Source organism: Paenibacillus sp. J31P190, from assembly GCF_059692075.1.
Genome location: NZ_JCAUAS010000001.1, coordinates 443,418 through 461,516, shown reverse-complemented (window position 1 = coordinate 461,516; position 18,099 = coordinate 443,418). Strand labels below are relative to the sequence as shown.

Here is an 18,099-nt window from a genome sequence, read left to right as displayed (position 1 = left end):
ATACAGAATGTTGTCCGTTTATTGGCTATAATGAGTGAACTAACAAAAAACGACAAATTATTCTGGGAGCGTGTAAAGCATGAAATGGAAACTTAACATTGTGGTTTCGATAGCAGTTCTGGGTAGTTTGTTAAGTTCTGCGGCATATGCAGAGCCTAAGCATGATAAAGGTTCGGATCAATATAGTTCGAGTACAAGTTCGAGTACAAGTTCAAGTTCTAAATCAAGTACAAGTTCTAATGATCAAGTGGACGCGAAGTTGAAGGAGAAAAAGGGAAAAGAAGAAGAAAAGGAAAAAAGAAAGAAGGAAAAGAAGGATTCTGGGGAACATGAAACGGTGACTTCATCTACCTACGGCTCTCATGGACATAAGGGGTATAAAGGGTTACAAAACGCGTACGAAAATGTCAAAGATCGCCCTGCCGGTGCCATCATATCCAAACTGTTAGAAAAGTACAATTTGCAGTTAAGTGATACGGCAGATATTGGTTCAATTCTCGCGGACTCGGCCATTGAAGCTGAGAATAAGGGGGATTTGGACATAGCTGCAGAGATTCAAACAGAAGTGATTAAATCAGACTCTACGAACCTGACTGTATATAAAAAGCTTGGAGCACTGAATAGTAAGAGAGGCAAACTAGGTGTTAAAGCTTACGTTAATGGTCTTGAGCCTAACTTTGAAGTCCCGCCATTTATTAAAGATGGGAATACGTTAGTTCCTTTCCGAGCGATCGCTGAGGCTTTGCAGGCTACCGTTACTTGGAATCCAGAAGATAACTCGGTTACCGTAGTGAAAGATGGTGTCACAGTGAAGCTTGTGATAGGTGTTCATAAAGCCTTTGTGAATGGACAAGCCGTTGATCTAGAAGTGGCTGGAGAAGTCTATAATGGGTCCACGATGGTGCCGGCTCGCTTCATTAGTGAAGCGCTGAAAGCCGATGTGCAGTGGGAACCAGAATCACAAAGCGTCGTGATTAACGAGGTTGAAGCACAAACGCCGGACCTAGGCGCGGCACAGGAGTAAGTACAAGAGAACGCCTGCAAACCTGAACACAGGAGTACGGTACGCGAGACGCCCGCAAACTTTGAGGTTTGCGGGCGTTTTTATTAGTAAAAACCGGATGGACGCGCAGGTTAAAAAATACCCTCTTATACAGTTGAAGGGGAACCACGATGCGTTATTTCGTGATAAACACGTTGAAAATAGGATTAGCGGAACGTGGAGCCGTTATTTGGTGAAAAAGTAAGATTCGGAGACAAAAATAACAAAATAACGTCCTGTGGTTCCGCGAAACATGTCATTCTTGTGGTTTTGACCAAAATAGCGACTCTTAGTTCCGTTAAAGTACAAGAGGCTGCTGCGTGGCATGATGCTTCGGCTTGAATTCACTTGGCGACAGGCCGGTCCAGCGCCGGAATTGCCGCGAGAAGTGGCTGGCCGAATGGAAGCCGAGCTTCTCCGCAATGTCTGTCATCGGCAAATTGGTTGTGACGAGCAGCTCTTTGGCCAGATTCAGCTTTTGCCGGCTGACATACTGACGCGGCGATAGTCCGTACACCTTAGAGAAGAGCTTGCTGCACTGACTGCGGCTCAGATTCAGATCTTTCGCAACCCCCGCGACGGACGCCTCCTCGCAGAGACCGAGCGACAGCTTCTCTTCAATCGCATGGGCAACATCCGCGGTGAACAAGGAGGCGTTTTTGTCCTTCTTTGGCACATGTTTACTTAGTGAGTCGTGTTCGCGAAGCAAATTTAGCACGTCATGAATGATGAGCAATGTATATGAATGCAGCAGCAGCTTATCCTCGAAACGCAAATAGGGTTGCTGCTCTTGCTCATCGGTATCCTTCGACCGATTGCGATGCATGACGGCCTCTAGTTCGCTCAAGTAGAACTGAAGCTTGCTTTGCTCCGCATCCTGATGATGGATGTGCCGATAAGGAGTAGTCGAGAGCAGGCTGCGTATTTCGGTATCATCGAGATCGAAATGCACATTAAAGTAGCCATAATCTACAGAAGCCAAATTCGAAGATTGATGCCTGACGCCGGATTTGATCAGCAGCCAGTCTCCTTGCCGCATCGTAATCGATTCGCGGTTCATTTCTTGAACGACTTCACCCTCCGAGCAGTAAAGCAGCTCAAACAAATGATGATGATGCCGAGGGTAATGCCATCCCGGGGGCTTCAAGCCAAAATGGCATCCTACGACTTGTAAGGTATTGATCATATTCGGAAAACGGTACAAATCTTCCATGAAGAGCTCCCTCCGTACGTCATCTCTGTACACTCAATCATATCACTCAATTGGCACATTTGGTATAGAAAATGCTCCATTTGGAGATTGAGGATTGACCGCCTTTTCAGCGATGATTAGATCATTCATACACTATCGCATTCATTCGCCGGAGGGATAACCGTGTCCAATTTACAAGCTCAAAATAAGCAGTTTTTTTTAGATGGGAAGCCTATTCAACTTATATCTGGAGCTATCCATTATTTTCGTGTCGTACCTGACTATTGGGAAGATCGTTTAATCAAGCTTAAAGCCTGCGGGTTTAATACCGTGGAGACGTATATGCCTTGGAATTTGCATGAACCCGAGGAAAATGTTTTTAATTTCGCTGGCATTGCAGACGTGGAGCGATTCATTCGGAAGGCTGGCGAGCTGGGGCTGCATGTGATTTTGCGACCGAGCCCTTATATCTGTGCGGAGTGGGAGTTTGGCGGATTACCGGCATGGCTGTTGAAATATCCGGAAATGCGGCTTCGCTGCATGGATCGGGCTTATCTGGAGAAAGTTGACCGTTACTATGACGCGCTGATCCCTCTATTGGTCCCGCTGCTTAGCACGAATGGTGGACCCATCATTGCGATGCAGATTGAAAATGAGTATGGCAGTTACGGCAATGACACAACGTATTTAACGTATTTGCGGGATGGACTCATTAAACGCGGTGTAGATGTTATGCTGTTTACGTCTGACGGTCCGGAGGACGGCATGCTGCAAGGCGGGACGGTTCCAGGCACGCTTGCCACGGTGAACTTCGGTTCTAAACCGGAGGAAGCTTTTGATAAATTTCGCGAATACCGTGTTGATGAGCCGCTCTTTTGCATGGAGTACTGGAACGGTTGGTTTGATCACTGGTTGAAGCCTCACCACACGCGTGAAGCGGGCGATGTTGCAGACGTATTCGACCGAATGCTTCGCGCTGGTGCCTCAGTGAATTTCTACATGTTCCATGGCGGGACGAACTTCGGCTTCTACAATGGAGCGAATTATCATGACAAATATGAAGCGACAATCACCAGCTACGACTATGATTCGCCTTTGTCCGAATGCGGAGATGAGACGGAGAAATATAGAGCTGTCCGCAGCGTCATTGCAGGTTTTCTAGGCAAAGATGTTAAGGATTTTCCAGAATTACCTGCACCTATTAAGAAGAAAAGCTACGGTCGTATCACGTTGACTGAAAAAGCAGATATGCTTGACCATTTATCGCATCTCACTGAGCCCGTTAAGAGCACTTGTCCAGAGCCGATGGAAAAGCTGGGCCAAAGCTATGGATTCATCGTTTATTCCACACATGTATCTGGGCCTCGTACCGGTGAAATGCTGCACCTGCAGGAGGTGCATGACCGTGCGCAAGTTTTCTTGGATGGCGTCTACCAAGGCACGGTGGAAAGATGGGACTCGCGTCCACTCCAGATGGACATTCCCGCACAAGGCGCGAAGCTGGACATTATGGTCGAGAACATGGGCCGCGTCAATTATGGTCCTAAACTAAAGGACTATAAAGGCATTACAGAGGGTGTAAGGATGAACAATCAGTTCTTGTTTGATTGGACAATATATCCACTCCCACTGGACGACTTGACTGCGATTCCGTTTGGACGCACCGCTGAGGTGAGTGAAAGGAATGATCGTCCTGCTTTTTATCGAGGGGAATTCACCGTGGAAGAAGCAGGGGACACATTCGTTCGTTTAGACAGCTGGTCGAAAGGCGCAGTCTGGATTAACGGGTTTAACTTGGGACGTTATTGGGAGAAAGGGCCCCAGCAAACGTTGTATCTGCCGGCGCCATTACTGCGAATTGGACGCAATGAAATTATCGTATTTGAATTACATCATACGGAGAAGCCGGTCATTGAACTGACGGATACGCCGGATTTGGGATAACTTGTAATCGGAGGGATTGACAATGGCATCTACAATGGCGATCAAAAGAGTCATCATTCTTGGTATAGATGGAGCGGGGGCGTTTGTCAGCGAAGCGGATACGCCGTATATCGATGCACTCCTCCTGGGCGGAGCCAAAACGGATCATGCCCAAACCGTATTTCCCTCCAATAGCGGGGAATGCTGGGGTTCTCTGCTGCATGGCGTAACGCCGGAGAGGCATGAGTCCCATTTGAATATTAAAATGGAACGGAACTATCCAGTCGCCTCGGCAGCGCCTTCCTTATTTCAAATCATAAGTGAAGCCAATCCTAACAGTAAGATGGCTTCCTTCGTCTCATGGAAACCAATCCAGACAGGGATCATTGAAGAGAATGATGCGGTTTATAAATACGCTGCACCGGATGATGAATTGGTTCCTGCCATTGCCGCGTATATCCGTAACAATCCGGATTTTGAGCTGCTGTTCGTTCAGTTGGATGATGTGGATGCTGCCGGCCATCGGCATGGGTATGGCTCCGAGGAGTACTTAAAGGCGATCTCGCGCGCAGATAATCAAATCGGTAAGATCAGTAAAGCCATTCTAGATGCAGGAATGCTGGAAAACAGTCTGATTATCGTAACGACGGATCATGGCGGCGGGGGCTTGGATGCTTTCAATCATGGCAGCGATCATCCGAAAGACATGACGATTTCCTGGGGCTGCCGTGGTCCTGGCGTTTACTCAGAGGCTGATTTGGCTGGCCTGACTATCATGGACACGGCTGCCGTTGCGCTTTCTGCACTGGGCCTGCCACTCCCCGGTAATTGGGATGCTAAGCTTCCGAGCGGGTTGCTGGTGAAACCGGGGCAGCGCTAAAGATAAGCCACAACGACTGGAGCTAGCAAGACGCCGTATGGATTCAACGCGAATGAGTCATTCTCAAATTTTTCGTAAAGGAACCTCCAAATCCACTTCCAGTGGAATGGAGGTTCTTCTTTTTATATGGGGGATGGAAAATCACAATTTGGTTTTGGGACAGTTACGTGCGAGACGTCGGAATTGGAAACGCTGGCCCGGTTGTACGATTTCCGCTCCGTAATGATGTTTTTCATCACTAAAGTTTGAACGAGGAGGGAATGTGTTCCGTTAACGATATAAAACATCGTTAGATGATGTGGAATCAAGCTCATTAGTCCGATTTCCGCTCCAAACTGATGTTTTTCATTGTTAAAGTGTATGTGAAAGGGGAATCGCCATATTTAACGATGATTAACATCACTATATACAATGCAACGGTGGGAACAACCCAGCTCCAACACCAACACTCATCACTCGGCACCCAGCACCCAGCACCCAGGACCAGCATCAGCACCCAGCTCCAACACCAACACCAACACCAACACCAACACCAACACCAACACCAACACCAACACCAACACCAACGCCTAGTACCGCTTCGCCCAACCTGCGTGGGCTTCAAAGCCCAGCCTATTTTGCAATCAACAACCCCTTTCATCGAATAATGTGCTCATGAGAGGAGGGAATGCGTTGGTGCAAATAACGATCGCCGCTGTCGGAGATTTGTTAATGAAAAGTGAAATCATTGACTCTGCTAAACAAGGAGACGGATATTCGTTTGATTCTATTTTTGAACCCATTAAACCTTATCTAATGAACCACGATCTAACGATTGGTAATCTGGAGACGACCTTCTCTGGGAACAGGCAATTGGGCAGGATGGGAATCCGGCCCAAATGTAATTGTCCAATGGAACGAAGGAATCCGAGAACCGGGTATCCCGTATTCAATTGCCCGGATGCATTGGCAGCAACGCTGAAAAACGCAGGTTTTCATGTATTAACAACGTCCAATAATCATTGTATGGATGGTGGTGTAGTTGGCTTAAAGCGAACGTTAAAGGTCCTCGATCAACACGGGCTCAAGCATACGGGTACCTCCCGTTCCCTTGATGAAGCTAAACAGCATCTGATAATGCATGTAAAAGGGGTGAATATTGGTATTTTGGCCTATACCAAAGGGACGAATGCCATACCTGTTCCTCATCGTTGGATGGTGAGCCCATTTGATCGAAAAAAGATGATTGCAGATATCCGTCAATTGAAAAACAAAACCGATTTCATCATAGTATGCTTACATTTTGGGAAAGAGTATCAGACGTATCCAAGCAGAGATCAGAAGCAATTGATGCAGTTCCTTTTTAAACAAGGCGTTAACGTAGTCTTAGGCTCACATCCGCATGTGCTGCACCCGGTAACTCAGACCGTTGTAAAAGACAATGATGGCAAAGTGCGCAATCGAGTCGCGGCTTCCTCTTTAGGTAACTTCGTATCGTCGAAGCTGACAAAAAGTGAGAATACGATTCGAGGTATGATTTTGTCTTTGACTCTAACTCAAAATGAGAGTGGCGTCATAGATGTTCTTAAAATCGACCAAATACCAACGATAGTGGAGAAGAGGAAAGCGAGTAAGACTACGTTTACAGTTGTTCCATTAGATAAACATCAATAGGAGATTTTCTAGACTTCATATGATGGCATACAGTTGCTACAAAGAAGCAGTATGAAATTTATCCTGACTTCGGACAACAAAAGTGCGACTCCCATTGCAATCGCGTGGGAGGGGCACTTTTTTACATTGTAGAAAAGAACTAATTAATTTCCGCCAGCTCCGGAATAACGACGACTTTCTTCAAACGCTGGGATTCCATACCCGCAAGGATGGTCTGAAGCGCTCTGTACCCATCCACTCCGGTAATGTCATGGCCGTTGCCGGACAGAATACCATCGACAAAATGATGAATAATGCCCGAATTATGCTGCTCCCCTGCCTTATTGCTTTGCAATGCCCCGACTTCATGGAAATCTCTCATACCATCTGAGTATTCAACGATCACTCCGAAACGGTCATCGGTTCCGATTTTCAGTGTGCCTTTTTCGCAGTATAAAGTAGTGGCGTTAATTTCATTCGCATAGTTAGTCCAGCTGGCTGTTAACGAGCCTACGGTTCCGCTGGCTGTTTTCAATAAGATCATCGAGTGATCATCGACGTTCGTAGGCTTATGCAGCGTCGAGCAAAATGCCGTGACCTCCATGATACTATCTTCCAACAGCCAGTGGATCAAATCCGCTTTATGGATGCCTAAATCCCCTAATGCTCCGGAAAAGGCGTGCTCCTGGTTGAAAAACCAGCTGTTTTTGCCATCTATGCTCCAATGTTCGGGTCCAGAATGACCAAATACCGTGCTAAAGCTTAACACCTTGCCTAATTTTCCGGATTGTAAAATGTCTTTCGCTTTGCGATGTGCAGGCATAAACCTTTGATTGTGGCCGACCATCAAAAATACATTCTGTTCTTTAGCCGTGCGAATCATTGCTTCCGCTTCTTTCAGAGAGGTGGCCATCGGCTTTTCAACCAGTACGTGCAGGCCCAATTCCATGGCTTCAATGGACACGGAGCTGTGAAGATGATTCGGCGTACAGACGGAAACGGCGTCAATCCCGCCACTCTGCAGCAGTTGTTGATGTGTTTCGTAGGCATTCGGTATACCAAACTGCCTAGCAATTTCTTGTGCACGTTCCAAATTAGGATCACATACAGCTACAATGATTACGTCCTTATGTGCAAGGTACTCAGGCAAGTGGCGCCGCTGTAATATGGCCCCGCATCCAATCAGTCCTACCCTCAATTGTGATTTCACAATTCGACTCCTCTCTTCCGATTTCATCATTTTAATTTCGTCCAATCAAACAGGACACCCATGGCCGAACTGCGGTTTTTCACCAATGAATCGTACACCTGCGGGGCCTCCAATGGGGAAGGATGATGGGTAATCAAAGGTAACACGTCCATTCGTCCCTGTGCGATATAACTTAAAAATAAGGCGGCCATTTCGGGGTGATTCCAACCTTGGTAATTCATAGAGGCATGGATGCCTAGAATGGAAACGGAATTAGACACAACATTGCGGCCCATTCCCTGCTCAGAAGGTGTAGCTGTATCTCCCAGCAAAATAACTCGTCCCAAAGGCTTGACGAGCCGAGTGGCTTGGGCCAAAACGGCCGGATGTCCGGTAATATCGAAGATAACATCCAGCATCCTGCCACCCGTTTTATGCTTGATTTCTTCATGTGCTTTTCCCGCATCCATGGGCAGCAGATGTATGCCGGGTCGTTGCCCAACTAGCTGCAAACGGCTCTCTGCAGGATCGATGGCGAAAATTTCTTTGACCCCAGACAGATATAGATATTGAGTAACCAGCTGTCCGAGAATTCCTAGACCGATGACACCTACCGTTTCTCCTAACTGCAGCTCTGCTCTTCTTACGCCAAGCTGTGTTGTTTTGGAAAGATTGATCCATACGCCCTGCTCGGCGCTTATATTCTGCGGAAGAAGATAGGCGTGCTTGGCATCTGTTTTGAAATATTGCGTATGCGAATTCTCGACAAACACGCGATCCCCTTTTTGTATCCCCTTAACTTCAGGGCCAACTTCAAGCACTTCGGCTACCATGCAATAGCCGGGATAGAACGGATACTTCACCCAGTCCGACCAGTTGGTTTCGGGGTCAAATACACCTCTAAGGCATTGAAGCTCTGTCCCTGTACTAATCAGGGAACATAGAGCGGTACATAAAATTTCGGTTTGACCGAGTGTAGGATCGAACGTTTCCTTTCGGACCTCAACCTTTTGTTTTTCTGTGAAAACGATACGCAGTGTTTCCATTTCCTTACCTCCTCGAACGGGTTCATTGACCCACGAGATTAGTGTATAGGCATCGGACTTACAAAAATAGAGCACAACTTTGCTGAAGTTTAACACTTATACAGGTAGGGTGGCTGGAAGCATTTTTAAATATTTTTATCAAACAAACGCTTGTATTGGGCGGGGGAAATGCCCGTGTATTTCTTGAAAAGGCGGGTAAAGGTTTGGAGGTCGTTAAATCCGAGGGTGCTGCTGATCTCGGTAATGTTCAATTCTTGCATTTCCAAAAGCGATTTCGCTTTTGCGATTTTCATTTCCCGATGCAGAAGGATCGGTGATTTGCCGAACATCTCTTTGAAGTGGTTGCTTACGTAGGTTGGGTTCATATGTAAATCCTTGGCTAATTCCGATAAGGAAAGCGAAGCCTCGGGCTGAGTTACAATCTTCAATAAGATGGACAAAAAGCTGTGAGACTGCTGTCTCAAATCCGTGATATTCGTACTTCCCAAAGCATTGTCCAATAACAAATAAAGCAATTCAAGAGATTTTGCTTTTTGCAAAATGATGTTAGGGATATGGCCTTCCCTTGTGGTGGAGAGAATGAATTCGTCGAATACGGCTTCGAATTTTTTGTGATTTTTCAGCGGATAGATATAAGGGATCTGTAAAAACGGCAGCACATCGATCACATTCTGAATCTTGTAAGTAAAATGCCACCAGAGAAACTCGGTTTCCTCATCGCTATCTTTATATTGGTCGTGTTCCAGAAAAGTAGGAATAAAAATGACGGATCCCGGTTCAATCACATAGATGTTGTCCTGAACTCTGAGTTTGGCCGAGCCTTTTCGCACATAGGTCATCATGTAATACTCTTGAAATACACGGTTCCGGTAGTTCATCTCGCGACGGCGATGGATATCAAACTTTAACACTTTTAACTCGGCTGTTTCCAGCAGAGATGAGAGCATATCATTCTTCATGCTAGTCAACCCCTATCTTAAAGTTGATTATATCATAACATCTGGTTCTTATTTGATGCTTATCTAAATCTACTTGCAGAAATAAAAGGACGAAATGTCTATGAAAAAAGGTTTGACAGTCGTTTTACAATCGCTTAACATGAATTATATGAACCAGATAAATACCAAAAAGAAAGGAGGGAAGAGATGAAAGCAGTAATTTCCTTGAGAGGCAAGGTTGAAGTCTTAGACATTGAAGAACCTTCCATTGAATCGAACCATGTGCGTGTTGAAACCTGCTATTCCGCAATTAGTTCGGGCACAGAGCTTCTGTTGAAAAACCTGATGACCGATACTCCCATTCAACTTGGTTATAGCGCGATGGGAATTGTGCGGGAAATTGGGGAAGGCGTCTCCCATGTGAAGGTAGGGCAGAGGGTCGCTTGTTACGGCTCTCCTTATGTGAAGCATGCGGAATTCTTAGTGGTGCCTAAGCATTTAGTTGTTCCCCTTCCAGATGAGTGCGGCTCCAAAGAAGCATCCTTCGTCGGACTTGGTGCGATCGCCATTCATGCGCTGCGGCAAGCGGATCTGCGTTTTGGAGAATCGGTTGTCGTGGTTGGACTTGGTATACTGGGACAAATCGTATGTCGGATTGCAGACGTTTCCGGCAGCAGGGTAATCGGGCTTGATTTGTTGACGGAACGCTGCGCCAAGCTTTCGGAAGCCTGTGCCGTACAAGTATGCGACAATGTAAAGGATGTTAATCGCACTATCGATTCGTTTCAACCGCATGAAGGTGTTGATGCGGTCGTCATCTGCGCCAATGGTGCCAATTCCGGCATGATTGATCAGGCCCTTCGCTGGATTCGCGACAGAGGGAAAATCGTCATTGTCGGCGATGTGAAGATGGACTTCGATCGGGAGCTGATGTTTGCCAAAGAGGCACAGGTGCTCATCTCACGCGCTGGTGGTCCTGGGCGATATCATGACAGCTACGAAAGCAAGGGCGTCGACTATCCCATCGGTTACGTACGTTGGACAGAAGGTCGCAACATGGCGGAATTTATTCGTTTACTTGCGGAACGACGGATTTCCATCCAAACACTTATCACGCATGAGATGTCTTTACCCTCAATGACAGTGGCTTACGAATTGCTTCGCGAATCTCCACGAGACGTATTAGGCGTTCTCATTGATTACGGGAAGGAGCAAGGAGGGGAAGCTGAGAAACAAGTAAGTGCTGTACCTGTATCTCTTGAAATGTTGTAATCACTGCTGTTCGTATACGATGATCCCCAAAAGAAACGCTCAAAGCCAATATTGTGCAAGTTGTTCAATGCCATTCATTGTTGATGCGTACCTCGTTTTCCTTCATCAAAGCCTACCAGTCCATGAGAGTATGATAGATATTTCTAGACATTTTTCATTTGAAAATAGCGTTGTCATGCACCGTGACTGGTCAGGTTGCGACTTATTCTCATTAGTTCGCTTATACACGAAATGTAAGCGATTTCACAAACATCAATCTGGCTTATCACCACACCCACTACCGAATCAGGTAGAATTTTGAAGAAGGATGATGAAAATGGCTATATCCATGGTTGGTAGAAGTGCGTTTTCCAAATGGTTGTTGGGATTGTTAACTTTGCTATGCTTAGCTTTTTACTTGCCCTCCAACGTACGAGCCGCTGAGGCGGCGGAGATCATTCCGGTGCCCAACTCCGGATTCGAACAAGATTTAGTATCAGGCAAAATTCCGGGCTGGGGTTATTTTTCTGCCGGTATACCTTCAGGGCTCTCTTTGTCAGAAACGATCAAATTCGCAGGCAATAGAAGCTTGAAGATGGAGAGAACTGGGGCAGTGGCAGGGGCGCTTGGAGCGGAAAGCGTAAAGCTGGCCGTAACGCCCGGAAAATCTTATGAGGCAGCAGTCAAGTTGTATATCGAAAACTTTACAGGAACCCCTTCTCTTTGGATTCGTTGGCATGACGCAGCGGGGAAACCTTTGAACAAACAGGCGACTTATAACATCTCCGCGCCCCCGTTAAACAAATGGCTGGACATTCAAGCCCAAGGTATTGCTCCGGCGGATGCAGCCTTTGCGACGGTCTTCGTGTATGCTTCATCGGGTACTACCATGAGGGCATATGTAGACGAGGCACAGTTTTACCGCGTGACCGATACGATTGCCGTGATCAATCCCGGATTTGAAGATCCTTCAGGAGCAACTATTCCTGGTTGGGTGTCTTCAGGTGCGCCTGCAGGCTCTGTGTCGATAAGTAAGACGGAGCAAAACAGTGGGTTGTCTAGTCTGTTGCTTGAAGACACCTATACGGATAAATCCGTTGGGCTGAGCACTCAAGCGATCAGTGTGAAAGAAGACGGCATATATGAAGCGAAAGCCAGCGTTTACTTAGTATCCGGAGGAGGCGTAAGCATTTATATCAAATTTTATAATGCATCAGGCAAAGAAATTGGAACATCCTCCGTTTCACATGGTTCACCGCTCAATACATGGAAGCAAATCAAAATAGAGGGCATAGCTCCGGATAACACGGCCACAGCGCAGGTTCTATTGTATTCCGGCGTAGCGACTCTCAGTAAAGCCTATTTTGACGATGTTTCATTTACTTATAAAGGTGACGCACTTAAATTACCGTTTAAGTATGGCAATCCTGTCGACTTGGGTAAACCGACGATCACGGCGTTGACTCAGGGGGGAACGATAGGCAACAATGAGGTTTATTTTGTAGCTAACGGCAATCCAGGGACTTTTTATGCTGTCGATGCCGCTACAGGGAAAATCAACTTCTCCCAGGCTGTTCCCGGCACAACACAAACTTGGGCAGTTACGGTCGGATCGGATAAGAACGTCTATTTTGCCGCTTCGCAAAATCGTGGTTTCTGGAAGTACGACCCGAAAGAAAAAGTTATTACTTCGGTGGGGAACGGAAATCCATCCGACAACTTTGTATGGGATCTAGATGCGAGCTCCGATGGCCTCATATATGGCGGTACATATCCGAATGCCAAAGTATTCAGTTACAATACAAGAACAAATGAGTTTGTCGATCTTGGCAGAATGCAAGGAACCGAGCAATATGCCCGGGGGGTCGGGGTTTCCGAGCGATACCTGTATACGGGAATAGGTTCGTTAAAGCATTTGATGCGCATGGACCGGATTACCGGGGAACGCACAGAGATCACGCTTTCATTTACTGGGAAACCTGACTTCGTGCACAATATATGGCCCTACAACGGACTCGTATATATTGTACACGGAACTTCGCTCTCCATCATGGACGAACAGACACTGAATGAGAAATTGCTGATACCCAATGACTCCCCAGAAGCGTTTGACGGTTACCTTTCTCCTCCGTCACCTTATAATTCTGATCTAATCTATTATCGAAATAAAAATTCAAGAGATCTGTGGACTTATAATGTCTCGACGAATACGGTGCAGCCCGTAACACCGCAAGTGAAGCTGCTGGACTATGGGACGAAAGCGATCAATTGGATTACATTGCCGGATAGCGGCGACAAAGTGTTGGCTACTTTATATGAGAATGGATACTATACGCTTTATAACCCGCAAGATAATTCTTTAAAGACCTCCTTAATAGCTATAGCAAAGGATGGCGTCGATGTTCAAAGTCTGGCAGCAGGGCCTGATGGCAAGCTATATCTCGGCGGTTTCATTGATGGAATGACCATATTCAATCAGTCAACGCAGAGCTTGGAGAGACAAATGTCTAACCCGTATTCTCCGCACCAAATTGAGGAAATCGGCTTTTTAAACGGCAAGACCTATTTCGGCAATTACGGCGGGGCGCGCATTAACCGCTTCGACGCAAGCCTACCCTATAATTACGGGGAAACGACAGCAAATAATCCCGGCCTCGTTTACACAATCCCGGATTTTCAAGACCGGCCCTATGCGATCGCTTCCGGCGATAACAAGCTGTTTATTGGAACGATACCGGTTTACGGGAAACTGGGCGGCAGTTTGACGACCTACGATGATACAACTAAATTGTGGAGATCAACCCGAAATGTTGTGCAGGATCAAAGCATCATTGCTCTTGCTTATAAGAATGGGATTGTTTACGGAGGCACGTCGGTCGAAGGTGGCCTCGGTTCCACCAGGACGGCTGCAACAGCCAAGCTGTTCAAATGGAATGCGGCCACAAACACCAAGTTGGATGAGTTTGTACCCGCTATCCCGGGCATCTCATCGTTCAAATTGCTCGGCGGTCTGTCTTTTGGACCTGATGGACTACTTTGGGGCGGAGCATGGGGAATTGATACTGAGGGTGCGGACATATTCGCAGTCTATGCGTTGAATCCCGACACCAACGCGGTTGTTAAGAGCAAGTTAGTTTACCCGGGGGCGAAAGGCGGCAGCTCATGGAGAGGCTTTTATTTACGCTGGGGGCAAGATGGCTTGCTGTATACGACCATTGCTCGCAACGTAACCGTATTCGATCCTGTCACTCTGAAATACCGTAAACTTACGGAAACGCAATCGAATCTGCTGGACCTGGGTGTAGACGGAAGCATCTACTATACATCGGGGCCAACGCTGTATAAACTACAAGTTCCTTTGGCCCAAGCTTCAATATCAATGGCCAAGGTTACGCTGGATCAGGGGCAAAGTGAGCCGATTATCAGTTCCGGCGTTCTGGAGAACGGACTGCCGGCCATCTTGGCAGGGGGCACCACTTCCTTCACAAGCAGCGACCCGACTGTTCTGTCCGTTGTTTATGGAGAGGTTAAAGCGCTCAAAGCGGGAACGGCGAACGTTTATGCTGATATTACTTTAGGTGGATCGACAATTAGAACGAACACGATCGAAGTTACCGTGACTCGCCCACTGGTTATTGATCCTATCTTTACTGCAGATAAGACAACACCGACCAACACGGACGTCACCGTAACGATCGGCTATCCGACTGATGCAGCAGTGAAAGAATATAAACTGGGCGCAAGCGGTGCATGGACAGCATACACAAGCCCTATCGCCGTTTCGGACAACAACACCTTATATGCAAGAGCAGCGGATGCCGCAGGCAACGTATCCAATGAAACGAGTTATGTGATAGGCAATATCGATAAAATAGCTCCAGTTACTACAGCAAGCGTATTGCCTTTGCAACCGGATGGACCGAATGGGACGTACGCAAGCCCGGTCACGGTTACATTGAATAGCGTCGATAGCTCATCGGGTGCAGCCAAAACTGAGTACAGTCTGGATAACGGGACTACATGGCTGCTTTATACAGCGCCAGTTACGTTTGATAAGCAAGGCCAGATCAAAGTGAGTTATAAGTCAACGGATCAAGCGGGGAATGTTGAGTCTCCTCAAATAGTTAGCTTTACGCTGTCTTCTACAGCTGTTAAGGTTCAACTCAAAGACAGCAGCGGAAATCCACTCAGCGGAGGGGTAGTCAGCTACTACGACGGGGGATGGAAGGATTTTGGCATAACGGATGCCTCCGGATCCGTAAGTAAAACGTTGCCGAATAAGAGCTACACCTTTTCGATGAAATATGAAGGTACGATCAAGGAAAAGGTACAAAATACAGGAACCGATACCGTGGTTGTGTTCCAGACCGTTAAAGTCAAGCTGCAATTGAAGGACAGCCAAGGGAATCCGCTGGATGTCGGCAGTGCGAGCTACTATGCAGGAAGCTGGCGGGCAATTGGAACTACAAGCGGCGGTGAGATTAGCAAGGAATTACTGCCTGGTTCCTATACGTTTGACATGACTTATGAAGGAACGCACAAGGAAAAGGTACAGAATACCGAGACTGACGCCGTGGTTGTGTTCCAGACCGTTAAAGTCAAGCTGCAATTGAAGGACAGCCAAGGGAATCCGCTGGATGTTGGCAGTGCGAGCTACTATGCAGGAAGCTGGCGGGCAATTGGAACTACAAGCGGCGGTGAGATTAGCAAGGAATTACTGCCTGGTTCCTATACGTTTGACATGACTTATGAAGGAACGCATAACGAAAAGGTACAAAATATTGGAACTGATCCTGTGGTTGTCTACCAGACGATTAACGTTAAGGTGCAGCTGAAGGATAGCCAAGGGAATCCAATCAATGGCGGCATGGTAAGCTATTATGCAGGAAGCTGGAGGCCCTTCGGAAATACAACCAGCGGAGAGACTAACAAGGAACTACTATCTGGTTCCTATACCTTTAGCGTGACATATGGAGCAACTCGCAAGGAAAGTGTAAATAACATCGCAACAAACCCAACGATACTATTTCAGCTGTGAATATAGTCTTACGATAGCTGCCGAAGGCGAGTTCTTACCACTTCGTAGGCTGTTAGAAAAATTAAAAATCGGGTAGGGGAGCGTTTGCTCCTCTACCCGATTTTTTTCTCGATATTTAGGCTATGAGGCAAGCCGAGGCTTATCCCTTTTTAGTATGATATGTGTTTTATTGTGCTGAGTGAGATTGTGATACATGCATAATGTTGTATGTTCGAGACCGCCATTCATTCGCGGTAGAATAATGTTGTAAAAAGTGCAACAATTGCTGCCTAAATCCAGCCTTCCACCCTTCGATGTTGCATATTGTACAACAATTTGGCCCAATATAGACCATTTCACAACAAATGTGCTCAAAATGTTGTACGGAATGCAACTTCAGTTACAAAATAGCCTTTTGGCTTGTGAATTGTTGTAGAGTATACAACATTGGTAATCACTATAGCCCATCTGCCCTCACGAAAGCTGAATGATTCTAAAATCACATTTTGGAGTTGTGAATACCAGTTGTGAATCAATCGACAGTCTCTGTTCTGAAACAATTTAGTCCTTTTCTCATGCTATAGAGCAACTTGTCTACCCTAGTGAGCGTCTCTCAGCCTTCGACAAACCGTCTCGAAGTCATCGAGCCGTGCCCAGTAAAGCTTGAGAATGTGACGCATGGTTTCCAGTTCGTGGAAAGTAACATTCATGTCGGTGTAGAAACTAAATGTCGGGATGATATCCCGGTACATGAAGAACCGTGAAGGTCGCGCCAACGTCTCTTCCCCGATCCACTCAGCGGCCGTTTTGACACTAGGAATGGTAAGGGTGGTTTTGCGAATATGCAGCTGTGCTTCGTTCGAAACGAGAAAATCGAGCATAGCTTGGGCTGCTTCCTTGTGCTTGCTCGACTTAATGACCGCAAGACCAATAATTAAGAGTTGAGTCTTCGCTTCCAACGAATAGGGAAGCGGTGCGATATCATACGTGAATTCTGCATTACGCAAATGGTTCAAGCTGTAATAGCTGGTCACAATCATGGACGTTTTTTGCTGCAAGAAAAACCGTTCGGCATCAGAGTCATTCTCCGACATATAGACGGTGTCTGGGTTCATTCCTTCAAAGAGCCCAAGGCTTGTTTGCATCGCTTTTCGAAAATTATCGTTGTTGAAAATCAGCTTGCCATGCTGATCGCGTTCAAAAACGACCTTGTTTTGCAGCAAAAAGAGCGGCCAGCGATTGATGGATTGCAGGTGAAACAAGATGCCGATTCGGTCATGCTTTTGCGTTAAGGCAAGCGCTGCTGTCTGTACATCGTTCCAACTCCAACTGCTATCCGGTTCTGGCAATGCTGCTTCCTTGAAATGATCTCGGTTGTAACATAAGACGATCGGTGAAAAAATAAACGGCTGCACGTACAAATGATTGTCTTTGGTGAACGGTCCCGACAGAAAGGGATACGTGCTATTCTTTCGTTCAAGCGGCTCTAAGATATCCGAGACTGCTCCAGTTTCAGTAATCGTTTCGTAGTTTTGGGTATTTAAGGTGATAAGGTCGAGCCCGTCTCTCTCCATGGCTTCTTTCACGTTCTGAGAAAAGTACGAATTCGAAAGAGGAATCATCTGGACGACAATATGCGGATGCTGTTGTTGAAACTTTTCGACCAGCTCTAATAAATTAGCTTCAAAAGCGAGAGTAGGGTAATAACCGAATTTCAGGGTAAGCTTTTCGTTTCGACCCGTCCCAACAACGCGCGTCCCGATTCGCGGCGCTTTTTCGATCATCTCTTGATCGAGTAGTAGCTCCAGTCCTTTGCGAACTGAGTTTTTACTAAGCTGAAACTGTTCAGCAAGTGTTAATTCGGAAGGTAAAAAGTCACCGGGCTGAAGTTTTCCGGTTGCGATGTCGCTCTGTAATGTCGTGACCATGTCTTCCAGTCGGGTTCGGAAGGTGGATCGTTTGGGTTTACCCGCCATTTATTTTAGAACC

The 18,099-nt window shown here is 46.6% G+C and carries 11 protein-coding genes; 6 read left to right on the top strand and 5 right to left on the bottom strand.

Going from position 1 to position 18,099, the window contains the following annotated elements; all coding sequences use genetic code 11:
• The first annotated feature begins 79 nt into the window (after positions 1-79).
• On the top strand, positions 80-1,024 hold the full coding sequence (locus tag AC58U0_RS01950) for a stalk domain-containing protein (RefSeq protein WP_497377349.1): 945 nt from the start codon (positions 80-82) through the stop codon (positions 1,022-1,024).
• Between the two features lie 316 nt (positions 1,025-1,340).
• On the opposite strand, the gene AC58U0_RS01945 is transcribed toward AC58U0_RS01950, so the two are convergent.
• A complete protein-coding gene (locus AC58U0_RS01945) occupies positions 1,341-2,255 on the bottom strand; it encodes a helix-turn-helix domain-containing protein (RefSeq protein WP_497377348.1) in 915 nt (304 codons plus the stop codon).
• A 162-nt stretch (positions 2,256-2,417) separates the two neighbouring features.
• Between AC58U0_RS01945 and AC58U0_RS01940 the strand changes: the two genes are divergently transcribed.
• From AC58U0_RS01940 to AC58U0_RS01930, 3 genes are all read left to right on the top strand, one after another.
• Positions 2,418-4,178, top strand: coding sequence for a glycoside hydrolase family 35 protein (locus tag AC58U0_RS01940; RefSeq protein WP_497377346.1), 1,761 nt, complete (start codon positions 2,418-2,420; stop codon positions 4,176-4,178).
• A 22-nt stretch (positions 4,179-4,200) separates the two neighbouring features.
• Positions 4,201-5,037: an alkaline phosphatase family protein gene (locus AC58U0_RS01935; RefSeq protein ID WP_497377345.1), complete on the top strand. Its 837-nt coding sequence runs from the start codon at positions 4,201-4,203 to the stop codon at positions 5,035-5,037.
• A 675-nt stretch (positions 5,038-5,712) separates the two neighbouring features.
• Complete coding sequence (locus AC58U0_RS01930) at positions 5,713-6,690, top strand: CapA family protein (RefSeq protein WP_497377675.1); 978 nt, start codon at positions 5,713-5,715, stop codon at positions 6,688-6,690.
• A 139-nt stretch (positions 6,691-6,829) separates the two neighbouring features.
• Here the strand turns inward: AC58U0_RS01930 and AC58U0_RS01925 are convergent, their stop codons facing one another.
• The 3 genes from AC58U0_RS01925 to AC58U0_RS01915 all read right to left on the bottom strand — a co-directional run bounded on the left by AC58U0_RS01925 (position 6,830) and on the right by AC58U0_RS01915 (position 9,863).
• A complete protein-coding gene (locus AC58U0_RS01925) occupies positions 6,830-7,879 on the bottom strand; it encodes a Gfo/Idh/MocA family protein (protein ID WP_497377344.1) in 1,050 nt (349 codons plus the stop codon).
• Positions 7,880-7,905: 26 nt separating this feature from the next.
• The gene (locus AC58U0_RS01920) at positions 7,906-8,904 is read right to left on the bottom strand and encodes a zinc-binding dehydrogenase (protein ID WP_497377343.1); all 999 of its coding nucleotides are present in this window, start codon (positions 8,902-8,904) and stop codon (positions 7,906-7,908) included.
• 125 nt (positions 8,905-9,029) lie between these two features.
• Positions 9,030-9,863 carry a helix-turn-helix domain-containing protein gene (locus AC58U0_RS01915; protein WP_497377342.1) on the bottom strand — a complete coding sequence of 278 codons (834 nt, stop codon included), beginning with the start codon at positions 9,861-9,863 and terminating at the stop codon, positions 9,030-9,032.
• Positions 9,864-10,049: 186 nt separating this feature from the next.
• On the opposite strand from AC58U0_RS01915, the gene AC58U0_RS01910 reads away from it, so the two are divergent.
• Together AC58U0_RS01910 and AC58U0_RS01905 are read left to right on the top strand one after the other, a co-directional pair.
• Entirely contained in the window at positions 10,050-11,114 is a 1,065-nt protein-coding gene (locus AC58U0_RS01910; protein ID WP_497377341.1) for a zinc-dependent alcohol dehydrogenase, read from the top strand.
• A 316-nt stretch (positions 11,115-11,430) separates the two neighbouring features.
• On the top strand, positions 11,431-16,131 hold the full coding sequence (locus tag AC58U0_RS01905) for an OmpL47-type beta-barrel domain-containing protein (protein WP_497377340.1): 4,701 nt from the start codon (positions 11,431-11,433) through the stop codon (positions 16,129-16,131).
• Between the two features lie 578 nt (positions 16,132-16,709).
• Here the strand turns inward: AC58U0_RS01905 and AC58U0_RS01900 are convergent.
• Positions 16,710-18,086 carry an extracellular solute-binding protein gene (locus tag AC58U0_RS01900; protein WP_497377338.1) on the bottom strand — a complete coding sequence of 459 codons (1,377 nt, stop codon included), beginning with the start codon at positions 18,084-18,086 and terminating at the stop codon, positions 16,710-16,712.
• Positions 18,087-18,099 lie beyond the last annotated feature (13 nt).